Here is a 16,997-nt window from a genome sequence, read left to right on the forward strand (position 1 = left end):
GAAGGCCCATGCGCGTACTGCTCATCTCCACCAACAAGATCCGGGTACCGCGGCCGGCGCTGCCCATCGGCATGGCCTACATCAGCGCCGCGCTCAAGCACGCCGGACACCAGGTCGACGTCCTCGACCTGCTCTGGGAGTCCCGGGAGCTCAAGGCGGTCCGGGAGAAGCTGACCACCGGGACCTACGACGTGGTCGGCATCGCCGTGCGCAACCTGGACAACCTGACGTTCATCGACCCCGTCTTCTTCGGCCCCATGACCGAGAAGATCGTCCAGTGCGTGCGCAAGTACACCAGCGCCACAGTCGTCCTCGGCGGCTCCGGCTTCTCGGTCGAGCCGCTGTCGTTCTTCGAGTTCGCCCAGCCGGACTACGGCATCGCGGGTGAGGGCGAGGCCGGCATCGTCCAACTGCTGGACTACCTGGAGTCCGGCGGGCGGCGGGAGTCGATATCGGGGCTCTGCTACCTCGACGACAACGGCAAGTTCTGCCAGAACCAGTCGAGTCAGGCGTTCGACCTGGGCGCGCTCGAACCCGACCGGTCCGTGTACGACCCCCGGTACTTCGAGGAGGGCGTCTCGGCGGCCTCCGACCTCACCCGCGACCATCAGCCGGCCATCGAGACCCTGCAGACCAAACGGGGCTGCAAGCTGTTCTGCTCCTACTGCATCATCCGCAAGACCGAGGGCAAGGGCGACCGGTTCAAGGAACCTGCCGAGGTCGTCGGCGAGATCCAGCGGGCGATGGCGGAGAACCCGGCCGTGCGGGAGTTCGAGATCGTCGACGCGACCTTCAACTACCCGATGGAGTACGCGGCCGAGGTGTGCGAGGAGATGATCCGCGCGGGGCTCGACGTGCCCTGGTACTGCCAGCTGACACCCAACGCGATCACACCGGAGTTCGTGAAGCTGCTGCACGCGGCCGGCTGCATCCGGGTGGACCTCGGCACCGACGCCCTCACCGACGAGGCCCTGGCGGACCTGATGAAGGGCTTCGACATGGCCCGCGTCCTCGAGATCGACCGCCTGTTCACCGCCAGCCCGATCGAACACACCCACTGCGTCTTCCTCGGCGGGCCGGGGGAGACCCCGCAGGCATTGAGGGAGTCGATCCGCTTCACCGAGCGGTTCCTGAACCCGGCCCAGATCTACGCCAACCTCGGCATCCGGATCCTCAGCGGAACCAAGCTGCAGCGCCAGGCTGTCAAGGCGGGCATCCTGCGGGAGGGCCAGGGCACGTTCGTCCCCGCCTTCTACGTGGAGCCGGCGATCCTCGCCGACCGGGACACGCTCGACTTCGTCCGCGACGCCTACCTGAGCCACAAGAACTGGTACCTGTGGTGGGGCCTGGGCGGGCAGAACCTGACGGACCGTTCGAGGGAAACCGTTCAGGCCGTGGCCGACATGCACCAGGAGTACGAGTACGTCATGCAAGGCAAGCCCCGGCTGGAGCGCGCACCGAAGCCGGTGACCGCCCAGCCGCTCAAACTCACGATCGGCACCAAGTGATCAATGTTCCAACCGCCGCGCACGAACTGTCGAAGACACTCGCGGCCATGGCCGACCCGGACTTCGCGGTGCGTATGCAGCGCTACTTCCCGCACGAGATCCGGGCCCTCGGGGTCGGCAACGCCGCGGTCGCAGAGATCGCCACCGACTACTTCCGTGACCGGCGCGACACTCCCGCGGCGACACGGCTGCTCCTCGCGGAGGAGCTGCTGGCGCACGCCGAGTACCACGAGGAGGTGCTCCTGGGCTTCGCGGTCCTGCACAAGGTCGCCAGGACCGGACTCGGCGAGGAGTTGCTGGACCGCTGTCGGCACTGGCTGGAGACGTACGTGTCCAACTGGGCGCAGTGCGACGACATGTGCCTGAAACTGCTGTACCCGTTCTTCCTCGGGCACCTGGAGCTGATCCCGCGGACCCGGAGCTGGGTCGAGTCCGCCTCCCCGTGGGCCAGACGCGCCGCGAACGTGGCAGTCGTGAAGTTCGTCCGGCGCACGGTGGGCCGGACGGTCTTCGAGCTGCCGCTGTCGCACGTCCTCGACAACTGCGTGCGGCTGATGCACGACGACGACACCTATGTGCAGAAGGGCTCGGGCTGGCTGCTCAAGGTCACCGCCGAGGTCCATCCCGACGAGGTGGCCGAGTTCCTGCGCACCTGGCACACCGAGATGCCCCGCGACACGTTCCGGTACGCGGTGGAGAAGATGGACCCGCGGCTGCGCCGGTCCTTGATGGCACTGGGACAGGGGTGACGCGATGAACGACACCGGCCGCTACGCCCACCGGCGGGGCATCCACTGCGAGTCGGCCTGCCAATGCGCCGTCCTCGCGGCCGGCGGCTACGACGTCGACGAGGAGATCGTGTTCGGGCTGGACGGAGGCTTCGGCTTCTCGTTCTTCCCGGCGAACGGCACCGCGCCGGACATCGTCGTCGGCAAGCAGGCGATCATGCCGCTCCGGGCGGCACGGCTGATGGGCGTCGAGGTCGCCGCGCACACACCGAAGTCCGGTGACGGCCTGGCCAAGCTGCTCGCATCGGCACCGGCCGTCATGACCCGGGTGGACCTCGGCCTGCTTCCGTACTGGGGGCTGGAGGGCCGCACCTCCTTCGGCGGGTACTTCGTCAACGTGGTCCGCCCGCTCGGCGCCGACGCCTTCGAGGTGTCGGATCCGGCGTTCGACGAACCCGTCACCGTGAGCGCGGCCGAGCTGCAGGCGGCCCGCTCCAGCCGCAACTCGCCGCCGCTGAACCCGGACTGGAAGGTGTACGTCTTCGGCGCGCCGAGGCGGACTCCGCAACTGGACCGTGTCGGACCGGTGGCCGTGCGCACCCTGTGCCGCGAGATTCTCAAGCCGGGCAGCCGCAACCTGGGCGTCCCCGGGATGAAACTGCTGGCCACGACGGCGGCGTCCTGGCCGCAGTCCAAGCACGGCGAGGTCGAGGACGTGGACCTGGCCGGCCACGTGGTGCGGACGGACGCGCTGGCGCGTCAACTGCTGCACCTGGGCCGGCAGATCGAGTCCTTCGGCACCGGCGGCGGGCTGTTCCGCCCGATGATCGGCCGCTACCTGACGAGGGTCGCCGACAGCACCGGCGACACCCGCTACGCGGAAGCGGCCGGGCAGTTCCTCGACAGCGGCCGGCTCTGGTCGAACCTGGGATCCGCGCTGCTGGCAGCGGGGGCAGCCACCGCGCGCGACGATCTCAAGACGCTGGTGGACGCCGTGGCGGACACGGCCCGGTCCGCGATGGACGTCGAGAAGCGGGCGCTGAGCGCGCTCACCACCCTGTAGACGCGAGGTCGAGACATGCCCACCGAGGACGAGACCGTACTGCTCCAGGGTCCCCGACGCTGGAACGAGCACGCCCGCCGGCGCCGGGCGCAGGGCCCCTTCCGCCCCGACCTGCGCAAGGCGCGGCTGCACGGCGCCGATCTGCAGGGCGCCGAGCTCGCCGACGCGGACTTCACCGACGCCGTGCTGACCGAGTCGTATCTGATGTCCGCGGACCTCAGGGGCGCGAATCTCGAAGGCGCCGATCTGTGCGAGGCGTACCTCATCCTGGCCGAGCTGAACGGCTGCCGCCTCGTGGGCGCGAACCTCGACGGCGCGGACCTCAGCGGTGCCGACCTGACCGGCGCGGTGCTCGACGCGGGCTTCCGGCGATCCACCGTGATCTCGGACTACCTCACGATCTGGCCATAGCGAAAGGAGCTCCTCATGATCGTTCTGGGCTACAACGGATTCGGCAAGTCTGCGGAAATCTTCGGACGCCTCTTTCGCGCCACCGGCATCGACCGTCACCTGCTGTACGGCCATGACTCGTCCGCCGCGCTCGTCATCGACGGGAAGCTGGTCGCCGCCGTCGAGGAGGAGCGGCTCAACCGGGAGAAGAAGACGTCGAGTTTTCCGGTCAACGCGATGCGCTGGTGCCTGGATTCGGCCGGGATATCCTTCGACGACGTCGACACCTTCGCCTTCTCCTGGCAGTTCTCGCAGGACGTGGTGAACAAGATGATCGCCGAGATCACCGAAGACCCCGTGGCGTCCGTCGAGCAGAAGTTCGCGCGCCTGGGGCGTCTGGCGGAAACCCACGAGGCGATGTTCAGCGAGGCCGCGACCGAGGCCGACTTCCTCGAGCACACGGGCCACAGGCTGAGCCCCGAGAAGCTGGTCCGGGTCCCGCATCACCTCGCGCATCTGATGACGGGATACCACCTGTCGGGCGGCACAGACGCGGCGTTCCTGGTCAGCGACGGCCGCGCCGAATGGCTGTCCTCGATCATGGGTGAGGTGCGCGACGGCGAAGTGAAGATCTTCGACGACATGACCATCGACTCGCGGCACTCTCTGGCGATGTTCTTCTCCGTGGTGACGCGCTACCTCGGATTCGTCCCGAACAACGACGAGTACAAGGTGATGGGACTGGCCGGCTACGGCCCGCCGCCGGAGCCGAACCCGTTCCTCGAGCACGTGGTCGAGACGTGCCCGGACGGCACCTACCGGATTCCCTATCCGGCGAACGCCGTACCCGCCTACTACGAGCTCTTCGACCGCATCTTCGGCGGAGATCCCGATGGCCGGGAGGAGTTCGACTACCGGGTCCGCGTGGCCGGTGCGGCCCAGCACATGCTGGAGACCGTGACCGCCGGCCAGATCCGGACGCTCGAAGCCCGGAGCGACCTGCCGCGCGTGATCTTCGAGGGCGGACTCGCCCTGAACTGCGTCAACAACAGCAAACTGCTGGAGCGTTCACGCTTCACCGGGATGGACGTCAGCTTCGGTGCCAGTGACGTCGGCGTGGCCATCGGCGCGGCGCTGTTCGCCAGCGGCCGGGCCGGCACACCGCCCCGGGTCGACACGTCGCCGTACCTGGGCCCGAGCTACGACGGCCAGGAGATCCAGGCGGCCCTCCAGCAGTTCGCCGACCAGGTCGTGTGGCGAGAGCTGGACCCGGCGGACGTGCCGCGGGAGGCCGCCGCCTTGATGCAGGAGCGCTGCGTCATCGGATGGTTCCAGGGGCGTATGGAGTACGGCCCACGCGCCCTGGGCAACCGCAGCATCCTGGCCAACCCGAGGTTCCCCGACATCAAGGACATCATCAACGAACGCATCAAGCACCGCGAGCAGTTCCGGCCCTTCGCCCCCGTGGTCCTGGAGCACCTGGCGCCCGACGTCTTCGAGCTCGGCAAGAAGACGTCCTCGCCCTACATGACCTTCGTGGTTCCGGTGCGACCCGAGTACCAGGAAAGGATCCAGGGCGCCTGCCACGTCGACGCCACCTCGCGGATCCAGACGGTCACCGAGCAGAGCAACCCCCTGCTCGCCCGGCTGCTGCGGGAGTTCACCGAACTGACCGGGATTCCCTGCCTGATCAACACGTCGTTCAACGTCGCCGGCGAACCGATCGTCTGCTCGCCCACGGATGCCCTGTCCTGCTTCCTCAAGACGGAGATGGATCATCTGTTCCTCGGCAACTTCCTCGTTTCGCGAATCTGAACGAGTGAAGGCCTCCCTGATTCCGGCGTCCGCAATCGTACTTCAGGGGGTTGCGCTACGCTCTACGCGACGGAAGGGAGACCGGTACAAGTGTCGCTTTTAGAAGAAGATCCGTACGTCGGCAACCATTGTGAGTCGACCACCCTCGTGAATCTCTTGCGGCAGCGAGAGGTCGACTTGTCGGAGTCGCTCATCTTCGGGCTCGCCGGTGGTCTGTCGTTCATCTACTGGCGGACGAAGCAGATGCCGACCCCGTTCGTCGGTGGCCGTATCAAGCCCGACACGCTGTCCGAGAATCTCGCGAATGCGCTGAAGCTCCGGCTGTCCGTTCACGAGACGTCGTCGGTGAAGCGGGCGAAGGAACATCTGCTGGCCGAGCTTGAATCCGGAACCATTGTCGGTCTCAAGCTCGACCGCTACTTCCTCGACTACGCCACCGACGACTTCCGGTTCGCGGCCCACTACGTCGCCTGCGTCGGCCACGACGACGACCGTTTCGCTCTGGTCGAAACCCAGCCGCTCGGCCTGCAATGGGCTTCGGCGGAATCCCTCGAGACAGCGCGGAACGCCCGGGGCCCGATGAGTTCCCGCAACCGCGCCTTCACCCTCGATCTCCCGAAGGGCGGCCTTCCTGATCTGGGGAAAGCCGCACGCAAAGGCATCAAAAAGGCGGCGGAGGAATTTCTGAACCCGCCCATCTCCAATTTCGGATACAAGGGCATGCACAAAGTCGCGGACCTGATGCCCCAGTGGCTCGACGACCTCGAATCGCCCGCCGACAGCCTGCCCGAGATCTGCACCATCATGGAGGACGCGGGAACCGGCGGCGGTCTGTTCCGCACGATGTGGGCGGAGTTCCTCGCCGAGACCGCCGCCATCACCGGAACCGGCGAGTACCAGGAGGTCTCGGACGCGTACCGCGAGGTGTCGACGAAGTGGACCGAGGTGGCCGGGCTCCTGAACGAGGCGGGAGTCGCGTCGTCACGGGAATCCCTTCACAGTGCGTCAAAGCTCGTACATGAGGCCGCAGACAAGGAGCAGCTCCTGATGCAGCGCCTTCTGGAACTGTCGAGCTGAGCCGGCGGCGCTGTCACCGAGCGGGATGGTGGTGGGGCCAGGACGTCAAGGTGCGGGGCGGAACGGGCGAAGAGAGGGTCGACGGATCGCCGTCGTAGTACCCGACGACGAGACCTACCGCGGCCACCGGCCCCCGGGCGAGCTTCACGACCCGGGCCAGACCCGTCGCCGCGGACGGCTGCCCGGCCGGGTCGAGACCAAGAGCCCGGGCCGCTCGGGGAGTCCAGGTCCATCCGGACAATCCGCTGATCGAAGCACGCGCCATGGTGTGAAGGCCCCTGATCCGTCGGGCCAAGTCCTGGGCCCACCGACCACTCAGTACGGGGATGGTGCAAACGCCGGACGAGTGGGTACTTGCGTGCGGCGGCCCGTCTACGTCGGGCGGGTGAGCGGTGCGAGTGTGCGGAGTGGGGAGATCGTCGTGGCGTTGAGCGTGGTGCGGGAGGCCCGGGGTGTTCGGGGCTGCGCCCGGATCCTGGCGGGCCGCTACCGTCTGGATGCGCTGATCGGTTCGGGTGGCGCGTCCGACGTGTACCGCGGTTTCGACCTGCGGCTGCGGCGGCCGGTCGCTGTGAAGATGTTCCGCGCCGGCACCGGCTTCGACACGGAGGAGATCTTCCGCAGCGAGGCCGAGATCCTCGCCCGACTGCAGCATCCAGGACTGGTGACCGCCTTCGACGCCGGACACCATGACGGCGACGCCTTCCTGGTCATGCAACTGATCGACGGACGCACGCTGAAATCCCGCATCGCCGAGGGACCCTTGTCGTGCGAAGCCGCGGCGGCGCTCGGCGCCGCGTTGGCCGACGCGCTGGCTCACACCCACGAGGTGGGGATCGTCCACCGGGATGTCAAACCGTCCAACATCCTTCTCGACTCCTCCGACCGCCCCCATCTCACGGACTTCGGCATCTCCCGGCTGCTGGACGCGACCACCCGCACCTCCACCGGAACCATGACCGGCACCGCGGCCTACCTCTCTCCCGAACAGGTGCTGGGCCGACCGGTGGGCCGGCCCGCCGACATCTACGCCCTCGGCTTGGTCCTCCTCGAATGCCTCACCGGCCGACTCGAATACGGCGGCGGCCCTCTCGAAGCCGCCATAGCGCGCCTGCACCGCCCGCCCGCCCTTCCGGACTCCCTGCCCGACGGCTTCGCCGGCCTTCTGCGGGACATGACCAGCCTGGAAGAGCAGGGTCGCCCCACGGCCAGCGACTGCGCCCAAGTCCTGACCCGCCTGGTCGCAACGGGCGCGGCAAGCCCTGTCGCGTCCGTGGCCCGGCCGACGCTGAGCGCCGTGTCTCCCACAACCGCGGAGCCCGCCGACAGCACACACCGGAGCTTGACGCCGGTCGTAGAAGCACCCTCTGCCCCGCACGCCTCAACAGGCCTCCCGGAGGACATGCCCCGCTCCGCCTCCACACGCGGCCGCCTTCGAATGCGAGGGGCGGCGGCCGCACTGGCCGCCCTTGTCGCCGTAGGCCTGGTGGTCACCGACGGCTATTCACACCGCGACACCGCCAGAGAGGCGGCCCCGTCCGCCCCTGACCCGGTCGCCCCTTCCACGCGCCCGGACACCCCTGCTCACCACGACGACACGTCCTCCGCCCCGGCCACCCCGCCGCCCTCGCGCACCCCCTCCGCCTCCGCTCAGCCGCTGCGCGACGCCGCACCAACGCTCCGCGACCATCAGCCCGTTGACACCTCACCACGCGCCACCCACCCCGTGCGCAAGGCTGCGGGGAAGGGCAGCGCCAAGGGCCTCGACCAACCGCCGGGGCATGCCCGCATGAAGCACAAGGGCAAGAAGCCCGGCTCACGTTGACGGACGTTCGCCGCGGTGGACGACGGTGACGTGGTGGTCGGGCCCAGGAGTCTCGAGTTCGTCGACGACGGCGACGGCCAAGTCCTCGGCGCTGATCCAGGATCGGCCGTCGGCGCCGACGAGCAGGGTGTGCGGAACCGCTTCAACCCCAGCCCGGCCACGCTGGCGATGCTCGACCTGCTCGGGGTGGGAGCGCCCCATGGCCAGGCTTCGGCCGGCGACTACTGAATCAGGAACTCCAGCTCGGGCCGGTCCCAGGCCACGGCGGGCGGGTTCGCGGAGACGGTCCCGGTGAGCAGCGCGCCCACGCTGCGGTAGAACCCCTCGGCCGGAGGATGCGACACCACCCGGACGCGGTCCAGCCCCGCCGCGCGGGCCTCGGACTTCATGTGCTCGACCAGCGACCGCCCGATGCCGCGTCCCTGCATCCCGTCCTCGACGAAGAGCAGGTCCAGCTCCGGCGGCACGAGGACCAACGAGTAGAAGCCGAGCACCCGGCCCGCGGAGTCACCGGCGTCGACGGCCACGAAGACCCGATGCGTCTCGACGTAGTCGGGCCCGACGCGGTAGTCCGCGACCATCGCCGCGTACTGCCCCCCGTAGGCACGCGAGCCCCGCACCAGCCGCGTCAGCCGCTTGACGTCACGGGCCACGGCCCGGCGTATGACGATCCCGCCGCGCATGGATGTACTGCGCACCTGCATGTGGAGCATCTTACGCATCGCGAAGGGACGGGTGAGTCGCCGCTGCGCACCGGGGCCCCGGCTCACCAGGGGCCCCTACGGCGTGCCGCGTGCGCCCCGTGGAGTGTGGCGGCTCGAGTAAGCTACCGCTCGGTAATTTCCACCACCACGAAGTCCCTCCCGCAGATGCAGGAGATCACCTCCCGCTGGCTTCTGCGGATGCTGCCCCTGGGCCGAGGCCGAAGGCGGCGCCTGCCGGGTCAACCGGCGGCTGCGACCTACCGTCGGCGACGGGTGTATCGAGTTCGTCCAGGAGGGCGCCACGGTCCGCGTGATCCCCCGGGAACTCGGTGAACTGGCCCTGCTGCGCGCATTCGAGGACACGGACGTCCTCACCGCCCTCGCCGACCGCTGCGCGCAGCACGACTTCGCGGCCGGCGACGTCCTCGCCAGGCAATGGCACGCGCTGGACGACGACCTGGTGGTCGGCCGCGCGCATGCCCAACATCGGCCCGACGGACGGTTGTTCGTCAGTATCGACGCCTGGCACGAGGTGGCCTTCGACCGACTGGCCGAGGCGATGCTGGCGGAACTGCCTGCACCGCTGTACACGCTGGTCGACGAAGCCGACGTCGAGTTGACGGCCGGCTGGAGGCGGGCCGGGTTCACGATCCGGCGCCGCGAGTGGGAGTACGTCGTGCCGACCGACCCGAGGGTCACAGGTCTCGACGCCGTCCTGCCCCCTCCGGGCGTGACGATCGTGCCCGCCGGTCAGGTGGACGAGAGTCTGCTGCGGGCGGTGGACCACGCCATCCGTGACGAAGTCGAGGCGACCGTCGGGTGGCAGTCGATGCCCGCTGAGGTGGTTCCCCGCCCCGAAGGCGACACGATCGTCGACCCGTCGAAGTACGCGGTGGCCGCGGCGTCGGACCGCTACCTGGGGTTGATCCGGGTGGTGAGGGTGAAACGGCCGCGCATCGGGCTGGTCGCGGTCCGGGCCGGCGAACAGCGCCGCGGCATCGCGCGGGCGCTGCTGGCCCATGCGCTGGGGACGCTGCACCACTCCGGGGCCACCGCGGCCTGGGCGGAAGTCCAGGAGTCCAATCAAGTGGCCTCGGCGCTGTTCGAGGGCATCGGCGCCCGGCCCATGAGCAGCAACCTGGAGCTGGTGCGATGACGAGGAACAAGAACGTCATCGAGGTCGAGGGCAAGGTCGTCGAGTGCCTGCGCAGCGCCATGTTCACCGTGGAGCTCGAGAACGGCCACCAGGTGCTCGCGCACATCAGCGGGAAGATCCGCAAGAACTACATCAAGATCATGCTGGAGGACCGGGTGCTGGTGGAGCTCCCGCCGTACGACCTGACGCGCGGCCGGATCGTGTTCCGGTACCGCAACTAGCGGCGGCCGGCGCCGTCCGCGGTCGCGGAGTGGCCCGTGACGGCGGACGGCGCCGGAACTGAGTCACGTGATGACTCCGACGAGGAGGCGGATCAGGCACCTGCTGATTTCCGGCGGGCCGACACCGCCGCAGTCACGCCGTCACAGCATCTGGCGGCCGGCCGGAGCCCCGCCGGGGTCGTCGGCGAGCATGACGTCGGCGGTGATGCGCTTGCCGACCGGCTCACGGTGGATGGCGAAACCGACGCAGATGGCGGCCACGATCTCCAGGCCGTGCTGGCCGATCCGGCTGGGGTCGGGAGCGAGGATCGTAGGCAGGGTGGTGCTGCTGTCCCACACGCTGATCCGCGCGGCCCCGTCGGCGATCTCGAGAGTGAGCAGGCAGGGGCCGGGCGCGTACTTGCGGGCGTTGGTGACCAGCTCGCTGACCACGAGCTGCACCATGCCGATGGCCCGGCCGGAAACCGGAAGGCCGTGTACGGCCTGCACACGGGTGAGGAAGGTGTGGGCCATGTCCCGGGCTTCAGCGATGCCCGTGTCGTCCTCGAACGCCGCGGACACGGATAGGGCACTGGTGGCCAGCGGATGCCGCTCGTCACCTGCCTCTTCATGGTCCATGCAGTTCGCCGTGTCCTTCAGTCCATTGTCCAGCACGCGCAGCGCCTACCCACAAAGTCACGCCCAATGCCGGTGAACGCCCGTGTGCCACATCACTGCCCGCGCGTCCGTCATGGTTGGCGCGCGGCGCCCTCCCACGAGGAGGGCCACAGGCCGCCGGCAGCGGCGGAAGGCCTGTGCCGGCGGTCGCGGAACAGCGCGTCCTCCCGCTCGGGCTCCAGACAGCCCCACGCGGGTCAGAGGTCGGGTTGGAGGGCCTGCTCGGTGGTGGGGTGGCAGGTGATGAGGGTGTCGACGCCGACCAGTTGCAGCACGCGAAGGACGGACGGTTGGGCGCCGGCGATCCGAACCCATCCGTCCGCGCTGCCGACCTGTTGGTGGGTGGCGACGAAGACGTTGATGCCGCTGGAGTCCATGAAGGTGACACCGGCGAGGTCGGCGACTATCCGCGGCGGCACGGCCCCGCCCTCGGTACGGAGGGCCTCGCTGAGCACGTCCTGGACGTCGTGGTCGATCTCACCCCGCAGCGTCACGACGCGGACGCCCTCGACCTCGCGATGCTCGGCATGGAGGTGCCCGCGCCGCTCCGTTCTTTCCGTGTGGGCCACTGTTTCCTCGACTGCGATCTGGGTGCCCCCGGGACGGGACACGCTCCGGTGATCCTGCCCCGTGGCTCCGGCCGCATGCACCCGCGTGACCCGGGTGACCGTTGAGACCTCGAAAGACGGGCATGCACGGCAGGACGCGGGGTACCGGCTGACGAACGGGGAAGGCGGGGTCAGTGGAATCCGAGACCGACGGTGACGGGCGTACAACGCTGGAACAGCATCTGATACGTGTGGGTTTCGCCCTGGGCGGCGACGACGGCTGCATCGCGGACGCCCGCCAACGCGCCATCGCCTTCCTGGAACAGGCCGGCGAGGACTATGGGCTGACGGTGCCCGCACGCGCGAAGCACCTCACCCAGCTCGTGGTCAGCGAACTGGTCACCAACGCCTACAAGTACGCTCCCGGGCCCGTCCTGGTGGAACTGGGCCTGACCGCGTGGGCAGTGGAAGTCGTCGTGTGGGACAGCGATCCCACGGTTCCCGCAGCCCGAACGGCAGATCCCGGCCGGATCGGCGGCCACGGCCTGGAGATCGTCAGGGCGGTGACCGACGCCCTGTCCGTCCATCAGGAGACGGTCGGCAAGCGCATCGCAGCCCGCATCCTTCTGCCCGGCGCGTCCAAGTCACCGCCAGGGTGACTGCCAGGGCGGAGGCGGGGCATACGGGCTTCACCCCCTATGAGAGGAGCTCGTTTCATGCTCGGCATAGTCGCTGCGGTGCTGTTCTTCTTTGCGTTTCTGATCAACGCAGCAGAGATCAGCACCAACGATGTGTTCTCTTCGACGAACGTCATGTTGCTGGGACTGTTGTGCCTCGCTCTGCAGGTGGCCGGAGTCGGTGGCGGCTGGGCCCGCAGACGATGACCGCACGCTCTGCAGATCCGGTGGCATCCCTTCAGCGGATCTGCAGAGCACACCGGGTGTCCACTGCCGACCCGCCGCTGCGCAGCCGTACTCCCTACGCGATGCGGCATAGTGATCGACATGATCGGACGCCTGTTCTCTCTCGTCATGGACTGCCCCGACCCGTCCGAGCTCGCCGGCTTCTACGAGGTCCTGCTGTCGCTTCCGCGCGTCGTGGACACGACCGAGTATGCAGTGCTCCAGAACACGACCGGCACCGAGAGCGTCACCTTCCAGCGCGTCGATGATTTCCGGGCGCCGCGGTGGCGCGATCCCGAGCGCCCGGCCCAGATGCATGTCGACGTGATGGTCGACGACTTGGACCTGGCCGAGCCGAAAGTACTCGCCCTGGGTGCCACGCTGCTCGAAGGGTCGGACAAGCCGATCGGCTATCGCGTGTACGCGGACCCGGTGGGGCACCCTTTCTGTCTCCTCACGCGTGAAAGCGTGACGCTCAGCGATTAGCAGGACCTGTCGGCGACGGTGACGGCGGGAATCCCGCCCCGGATGGAGCCGAGTGGGCAGAATCGTTCGCGTGGAAGCACACCAGTCACCGGAGACAACCCCCGACGGGCATTTCGTCGTCATCGGTGGAAGGAGATGGCGGGCAACCGATCCGTCCATCCCCGAGGAGATCGCAGCTCGTCTTCGACGTCACCTCATGTCGGCTCGTCGGGCGGTGCGCTCAGCGACGACAGCGGACGATGCCACGGCCTTGAAGGCAGCGCGCGCACGCGTGCACCAGGCGAAGGTCGCACTGGGCGAACGGGGCACCCCTTGGTGGGACCAGCCGGAAGACGAGCGCCGACGACGCTGGGAACAGGGGCTTGCGCGCCTGGACTCCGAGACGCAGAGCTGAGTCCCAGGTCGACAAGCGGCAGCGGTGTCCGGGAACGGCGTGCACAACCGGCGCCCACAGCACAGGAGCGGGCCGAGGCCTCGGCCGGCGATCGCCGGGTGCCACCGAGGCCTCGCGCGAGCCGTTCAGGGACCACATCGGGCAACCCTCGTCACCTGCCCTGGCACCCCGCGTCGTCGATGACGTAGTGACCGGGCGCCGTCTGCCTGAGCGTGTGGCTGGTGAAGGTGTTCCACAGTCCCATGGCCTGACCCGAACCCTTGGCATAGGCGTGGCCGCCGTTCTGATAGGCGCGCCCGGCGGCCGTGTGCTCATAGTTGCTGGCCGTGTGGCAGGTGGGCGTGAAGCCGGTGGTCGTGGCCGTCACGGCGGGGGAGGCGGTGCCCGCCGCCCCGGTGGTGTCCACGGCGGCCGCCGTGTAACGGTACGTCGTACCGGCGGCCAGGCCCGTGTCCGTGTAGGAAGCCGACGTCGTACGGCCCACCTGTGTGCCGCCGCGATAGACGGCGTACGAGGCCGCGCCCGCGACCGCCTGCCAGCGCAAGGAGACCGTGGTGTCGGTGGTACCCATGACCGTCAGCCCGGTGGGCGCGGGCAGGGAGCCGGTGTCCTGGTCGCCGTCGAGCCCCCAGGAACGGGCAATGTGGTAGCTGGAACAGATGGTGTCGAGGTAGTAGGTGCCGGCGCTGCCGCACTGTTCGGCGCCGCTGCCCGGGTCGACGGCCAGCCCGTGCGCCATGCCGGATACGGTGTAGACCTCGACGGCGGAGCGGCCGGAGGTGTCGTCGTAGACACTCCGCGTGGTGCCCCCGCCGAGGTTCTCGGTACGGGACGGCGTCTGGCCGATGCCCCACACGTTCGTCCACTGGTCGCGCAGCTCCGTGGCGTTGGAGGGCTTCACGGTGGTGTCGGCGGTGCCCTGCCAGATCGCTACGCGCGGCCAGGAGTTCGTGCCGGCCGGAGCGGCGGAACGCACCAAGTCCCCCCACTGGGCGGGGCTCTTGTCCGGCGGGCTGTACATGCAGGTGTACGCCGTGGACACACTGCTCGCGCAGCGGGCGGGCAGCCCGGAGCCGATGGCCCCGCCCGCGAAGACGTCCGGGTAGGCGGCCAGCATGTTCGCCGTCATGGCGCCGCCCGCGGACAGGCCGGTGATGTAGACGCGCCGTGTGTCGCCACCGCGGAGCGCGACGGCCTTGTCCACCATCTGCTTGATCGACAGTGCCTCGCCCTGCCCGCGTCCGCTGTCGCCCGGCTCGAACCAGTTGAAACAGGAGTTGGCGTTGTTGGCGCTGCTCGTCTGGGGCAGGACCAGCGCGAAACCGTACGCGTCGGCGAACTTGGGCCAGCCGGAGTGCGCGTAGTAGTCGTTCGCACTCTGCGTGCAGCCGTGCAGGGCGACGACCACAGGGGCGCCCGCGGGCAGTGCGTCCGGTGCGTAGGTGTACATCGACAGGTTTCCGGGGTTGGTACCGAACCCGGTGACCTGGGTGAGGTCCGCGGCGGATGCCTGGGGGGCGGCGCCGAGCAGCCCGCCGGTCAGAGCCAGAGCCCCGGCGGCGGTCGCCCATCGGCGCATGCCTCGAAAAGGGGTCCGGGAGAAGCGGAACGCAGGGTGCGACTGTCCCATGACGACTGCCTCCTGATGTGGGGGGAACCTCGCCGGTACCGGGGAGCGGCGACCAGCGTGTGGCGTGCATCATCGGCGTGCGCGGGCCGGGGACGGCATGGGTGGGGCAGCCACGAGTGGCGGGAACCTGTGTGAGGGCAGAACATGTCCCGGCTCGTACAGGACCGTGTATGGCAGAGCCCACACGGCATGCCGGCAGGAGCCCCCAAGGGCAGAGCCCACAAGGCACGCCAGGAGCCACCGGCCCGCCCTTGCCGCAAAGGCAGGACCGATCTGCTCAGCGCCCGGTGGTGCCGACAGCTACCCCGCCACCCCGGATGGTGTTCGCCGGCCCCATACGTGGCAGCGACACCGCGCCATAGCCTCCCGCGCATCCCTGTTCACGACGGTGGAGGCTCACGCATGCGCTTCTCATTCCGCCCCCCGGCCCGCTCGCGGCGACGTGGTGGTCCGGCGGGCCTGGCCCTGGCCGCCCTCACCTGCGCGCTCGCACCGGCGCCCGCCGCGGCGGCACCGGCCGTCCCGGACGCCATCAACTGCACGCACCTCACCCAGGTGCGCGTACCAGGCGCAGAGCATCAACGGTCCGCCTGTCTCGGGGAGTTGACCACGGCCGGCACAGTCGCCTCGGGTCACACCGACCCGGCCGACTGGGCGGGCCTTACGCCCAAGGACCTGGCCGTACCCAGCGGGGTCCCCGGCCTTCAGATCGACGGGTACTTCCCGGACACGTCCACCACCAACACCAACAACGGATGGAACCACGACGCCCAGTTCGTCATCCGCCTTCCCGACCGGTGGAACGGCGGCCTGGTGGTCGCGGGCACCCCCGGAAACCGGGAACAGTACGCCAACGACCGGGCCATCGCCGACTGGGTGCTGTCCCGCGGCTACGCCTACGCCGCCACCGACAAGGGCAACACCGGCCTGGCCTTCCACCGGGACGGCAAGGAGCCGGGCGACGCCATCGCCGAATGGAACGACCGGCTCACCCAGTTGACCCGAGCCGCCCGCGCCACGGTCGCCCGGCACTATCACCGCCCGCCGTCACGCACGCTGGTGACCGGCATATCCAACGGCGGATACCTCGTGCGCTGGCAGTTGGAGAACCATCCCGGCCTCTACGACGGGGGAGTCGACTGGGAGGGCACCCTGTGGCGATCCGGCGGCCCCACCCTGCTGAACTTCCTGCCCCGGGCGCTGCGCCACTACCCCGTGCTCGCCGCCGGTGGCGAGGAAGCCGACGCTGCACGCAGAGCTCTGCACGCCGCGGGCTTCCCGGCGGGGTCCGAATTCCTCTGGCCCTACCACCACAAGGTCTACTGGGACCTGACCCAACGCATCTACCGCGAGGAACTGGACCCCGGCTTCGACGGCCCGACCGAGGCGGGCACACCCTTCTGCGCGACGGGCACCCCGGCCTGTGACGCCGACTACGACTACGCCGCCCGGCCCCGCGCCGTCCACCAGGCCATGGAGAAGATCGCGCTGACCGGCCGGATCGGCAAACCGCTGATCACCCTGCACGGCACCCTGGACGTCCTGCTGCCGATCACCCGGGACTCCGACGTCTACGCCCGGATGGTGCGCCAGGCCGGCCGCGGCCAACTGCACCGCTACTACCGCATCGAGGGCGGCACCCACACGGACGCCCTCGTCGACACCCACCCGGAGCGCCTGCGCCCGCTCACGCCATGCCACCGCACGGCCTTCACGGCGCTGGAGAACTGGCTCACGCCCGGACACCGCCCGCCCGCCTCCCACACCGTCCCGATGCCCGCACAGGCAACCCCCGCGACACTCCTGAGCACCTGTCCCCTCAAGGCCCGCGGCGACACGGCTCCTCCGTCCGCGCCCTGAACGGCCCTGCGCGACCGGGGGCCGGGGGAGGAC

General features: G+C 69.2%; 19 protein-coding genes. 15 read left to right on the forward strand and 4 right to left on the reverse strand.

The features are described from left to right. The first annotated feature begins 8 nt into the window (after nt 1-8). The 8 genes from HDC93_RS32955 (at nt 9) to HDC93_RS32990 (ending at nt 8,634) form a co-directional block, all read left to right on the forward strand. Complete coding sequence (locus HDC93_RS32955; RefSeq protein WP_185014498.1) at nt 9-1,508, forward strand: B12-binding domain-containing radical SAM protein; 1,500 nt, start codon at nt 9-11, stop codon at nt 1,506-1,508. Continuing rightward, entirely contained in the window at nt 1,505-2,257 is a 753-nt protein-coding gene (locus HDC93_RS32960) for a DNA alkylation repair protein (protein WP_311774681.1), read from the forward strand. Before HDC93_RS32955 ends, HDC93_RS32960 begins: the two co-directional genes overlap by 4 nt. A gap of 4 nt (nt 2,258-2,261) precedes the next feature. Continuing rightward, nucleotides 2,262-3,299 carry a BtrH N-terminal domain-containing protein gene (locus HDC93_RS32965; RefSeq protein WP_185014499.1) on the forward strand — a complete coding sequence of 346 codons (1,038 nt, stop codon included), beginning with the start codon at nt 2,262-2,264 and terminating at the stop codon, nt 3,297-3,299. 15 nt (nt 3,300-3,314) lie between these two features. After that, nucleotides 3,315-3,710 carry a pentapeptide repeat-containing protein gene (locus tag HDC93_RS32970; RefSeq protein ID WP_031106464.1) on the forward strand — a complete coding sequence of 132 codons (396 nt, stop codon included), beginning with the start codon at nt 3,315-3,317 and terminating at the stop codon, nt 3,708-3,710. Nucleotides 3,711-3,725: 15 nt separating this feature from the next. Continuing rightward, nucleotides 3,726-5,504, forward strand: coding sequence for a carbamoyltransferase C-terminal domain-containing protein (locus HDC93_RS32975; RefSeq protein ID WP_185014500.1), 1,779 nt, complete (start codon nt 3,726-3,728; stop codon nt 5,502-5,504). 90 nt (nt 5,505-5,594) lie between these two features. Continuing rightward, nucleotides 5,595-6,581, forward strand: coding sequence for a BtrH N-terminal domain-containing protein (locus HDC93_RS39460; protein WP_185014501.1), 987 nt, complete (start codon nt 5,595-5,597; stop codon nt 6,579-6,581). 421 nt (nt 6,582-7,002) lie between these two features. Further along, complete coding sequence (locus HDC93_RS32985) at nt 7,003-8,406, forward strand: protein kinase domain-containing protein (RefSeq protein WP_311774682.1); 1,404 nt, start codon at nt 7,003-7,005, stop codon at nt 8,404-8,406. A gap of 15 nt (nt 8,407-8,421) precedes the next feature. Continuing rightward, on the forward strand, nt 8,422-8,634 hold the full coding sequence (locus tag HDC93_RS32990) for a hypothetical protein (RefSeq protein WP_185014502.1): 213 nt from the start codon (nt 8,422-8,424) through the stop codon (nt 8,632-8,634). On the opposite strand, the gene HDC93_RS32995 is transcribed toward HDC93_RS32990, so the two are convergent. Then, nucleotides 8,628-9,110, reverse strand: a complete 483-nt coding sequence (locus tag HDC93_RS32995) for a GNAT family N-acetyltransferase (RefSeq protein WP_185014503.1) — start codon at nt 9,108-9,110, stop codon at nt 8,628-8,630. The genes HDC93_RS32990 and HDC93_RS32995 overlap by 7 nt on opposite strands. A gap of 445 nt (nt 9,111-9,555) precedes the next feature. On the opposite strand from HDC93_RS32995, the gene HDC93_RS33005 reads away from it, so the two are divergent. Further along, entirely contained in the window at nt 9,556-10,266 is a 711-nt protein-coding gene (locus HDC93_RS33005; RefSeq protein WP_185014521.1) for an N-acetyltransferase, read from the forward strand. Continuing rightward, nucleotides 10,263-10,487 (forward strand): translation initiation factor IF-1, encoded by a 225-nt coding sequence (infA, locus tag HDC93_RS33010; protein ID WP_007386266.1) that lies wholly within the window; start codon nt 10,263-10,265, stop codon nt 10,485-10,487. The genes HDC93_RS33005 and infA overlap by 4 nt, the downstream gene beginning before the upstream one ends. A 141-nt stretch (nt 10,488-10,628) precedes the next feature. On the opposite strand, the gene HDC93_RS33015 is transcribed toward infA, so the two are convergent. Both HDC93_RS33015 and HDC93_RS38950 read right to left on the reverse strand, forming a co-directional pair. Beyond that, nucleotides 10,629-11,105, reverse strand: coding sequence for an ATP-binding protein (locus HDC93_RS33015; RefSeq protein ID WP_185014504.1), 477 nt, complete (start codon nt 11,103-11,105; stop codon nt 10,629-10,631). Between the two features lie 236 nt (nt 11,106-11,341). After that, on the reverse strand, nt 11,342-11,713 hold the full coding sequence (locus HDC93_RS38950) for an STAS domain-containing protein (RefSeq protein ID WP_311774691.1): 372 nt from the start codon (nt 11,711-11,713) through the stop codon (nt 11,342-11,344). A gap of 173 nt (nt 11,714-11,886) precedes the next feature. Here HDC93_RS38950 and HDC93_RS33025 point away from each other — a divergent pair, with 173 nt between their 5' ends. From HDC93_RS33025 to HDC93_RS38955, 4 genes are all read left to right on the forward strand, one after another. After that, nucleotides 11,887-12,351: an ATP-binding protein gene (locus HDC93_RS33025; RefSeq protein WP_185014505.1), complete on the forward strand. Its 465-nt coding sequence runs from the start codon at nt 11,887-11,889 to the stop codon at nt 12,349-12,351. A 57-nt stretch (nt 12,352-12,408) separates the two neighbouring features. Next, nucleotides 12,409-12,576 (forward strand): hypothetical protein, encoded by a 168-nt coding sequence (locus HDC93_RS33030; RefSeq protein ID WP_097222720.1) that lies wholly within the window; start codon nt 12,409-12,411, stop codon nt 12,574-12,576. A gap of 120 nt (nt 12,577-12,696) precedes the next feature. Next, a complete protein-coding gene (locus HDC93_RS33035; RefSeq protein ID WP_185014506.1) occupies nt 12,697-13,080 on the forward strand; it encodes a VOC family protein in 384 nt (127 codons plus the stop codon). Nucleotides 13,081-13,150: 70 nt separating this feature from the next. Then, on the forward strand, nt 13,151-13,474 hold the full coding sequence (locus HDC93_RS38955) for a hypothetical protein (RefSeq protein WP_311774683.1): 324 nt from the start codon (nt 13,151-13,153) through the stop codon (nt 13,472-13,474). A gap of 151 nt (nt 13,475-13,625) precedes the next feature. Here HDC93_RS38955 and HDC93_RS33040 read toward each other — a convergent pair whose 3' ends face one another. Next, nucleotides 13,626-15,053: a PHB depolymerase family esterase gene (locus tag HDC93_RS33040; protein ID WP_185014507.1), complete on the reverse strand. Its 1,428-nt coding sequence runs from the start codon at nt 15,051-15,053 to the stop codon at nt 13,626-13,628. Nucleotides 15,054-15,506: 453 nt separating this feature from the next. Here HDC93_RS33040 and HDC93_RS33045 point away from each other — a divergent pair, with 453 nt between their 5' ends. Continuing rightward, entirely contained in the window at nt 15,507-16,964 is a 1,458-nt protein-coding gene (locus HDC93_RS33045) for a 3-hydroxybutyrate oligomer hydrolase family protein (protein ID WP_185014508.1), read from the forward strand. Nucleotides 16,965-16,997 lie beyond the last annotated feature (33 nt).

It is taken from the genome of Streptomyces sp. AK010 (genome assembly GCF_014207295.1).
Taxonomy (GTDB): domain Bacteria; phylum Actinomycetota; class Actinomycetes; order Streptomycetales; family Streptomycetaceae; genus Streptomyces; species Streptomyces massasporeus.

What these genes read in the sequence shown, in the direction of transcription:
- HDC93_RS32955 (WP_185014498.1), top strand. Translation starts at nt 9, where the DNA reads ATGCGCGTACTGCTCATCTCCACCAACAAGATCCGGGTACCGCGGCCG.
- HDC93_RS32965 (WP_185014499.1), top strand. Translation starts at nt 2,262, where the DNA reads ATGAACGACACCGGCCGCTACGCCCACCGGCGGGGCATCCACTGCGAG.
- HDC93_RS32970 (WP_031106464.1), top strand. Translation starts at nt 3,315, where the DNA reads ATGCCCACCGAGGACGAGACCGTACTGCTCCAGGGTCCCCGACGCTGG.
- HDC93_RS32975 (WP_185014500.1), top strand. Translation starts at nt 3,726, where the DNA reads ATGATCGTTCTGGGCTACAACGGATTCGGCAAGTCTGCGGAAATCTTC.
- HDC93_RS32995 (WP_185014503.1), bottom strand. Translation starts at nt 9,110, where the DNA reads ATGCAGGTGCGCAGTACATCCATGCGCGGCGGGATCGTCATACGCCGG.
- infA (WP_007386266.1), top strand. Translation starts at nt 10,263, where the DNA reads ATGACGAGGAACAAGAACGTCATCGAGGTCGAGGGCAAGGTCGTCGAG.
- HDC93_RS33015 (WP_185014504.1), bottom strand. Translation starts at nt 11,105, where the DNA reads ATGGACCATGAAGAGGCAGGTGACGAGCGGCATCCGCTGGCCACCAGT.
- HDC93_RS33030 (WP_097222720.1), top strand. Translation starts at nt 12,409, where the DNA reads ATGCTCGGCATAGTCGCTGCGGTGCTGTTCTTCTTTGCGTTTCTGATC.
- HDC93_RS33035 (WP_185014506.1), top strand. Translation starts at nt 12,697, where the DNA reads ATGATCGGACGCCTGTTCTCTCTCGTCATGGACTGCCCCGACCCGTCC.
- HDC93_RS33040 (WP_185014507.1), bottom strand. Translation starts at nt 15,053, where the DNA reads ATGCGCCGATGGGCGACCGCCGCCGGGGCTCTGGCTCTGACCGGCGGG.
- HDC93_RS33045 (WP_185014508.1), top strand. Translation starts at nt 15,507, where the DNA reads ATGCGCTTCTCATTCCGCCCCCCGGCCCGCTCGCGGCGACGTGGTGGT.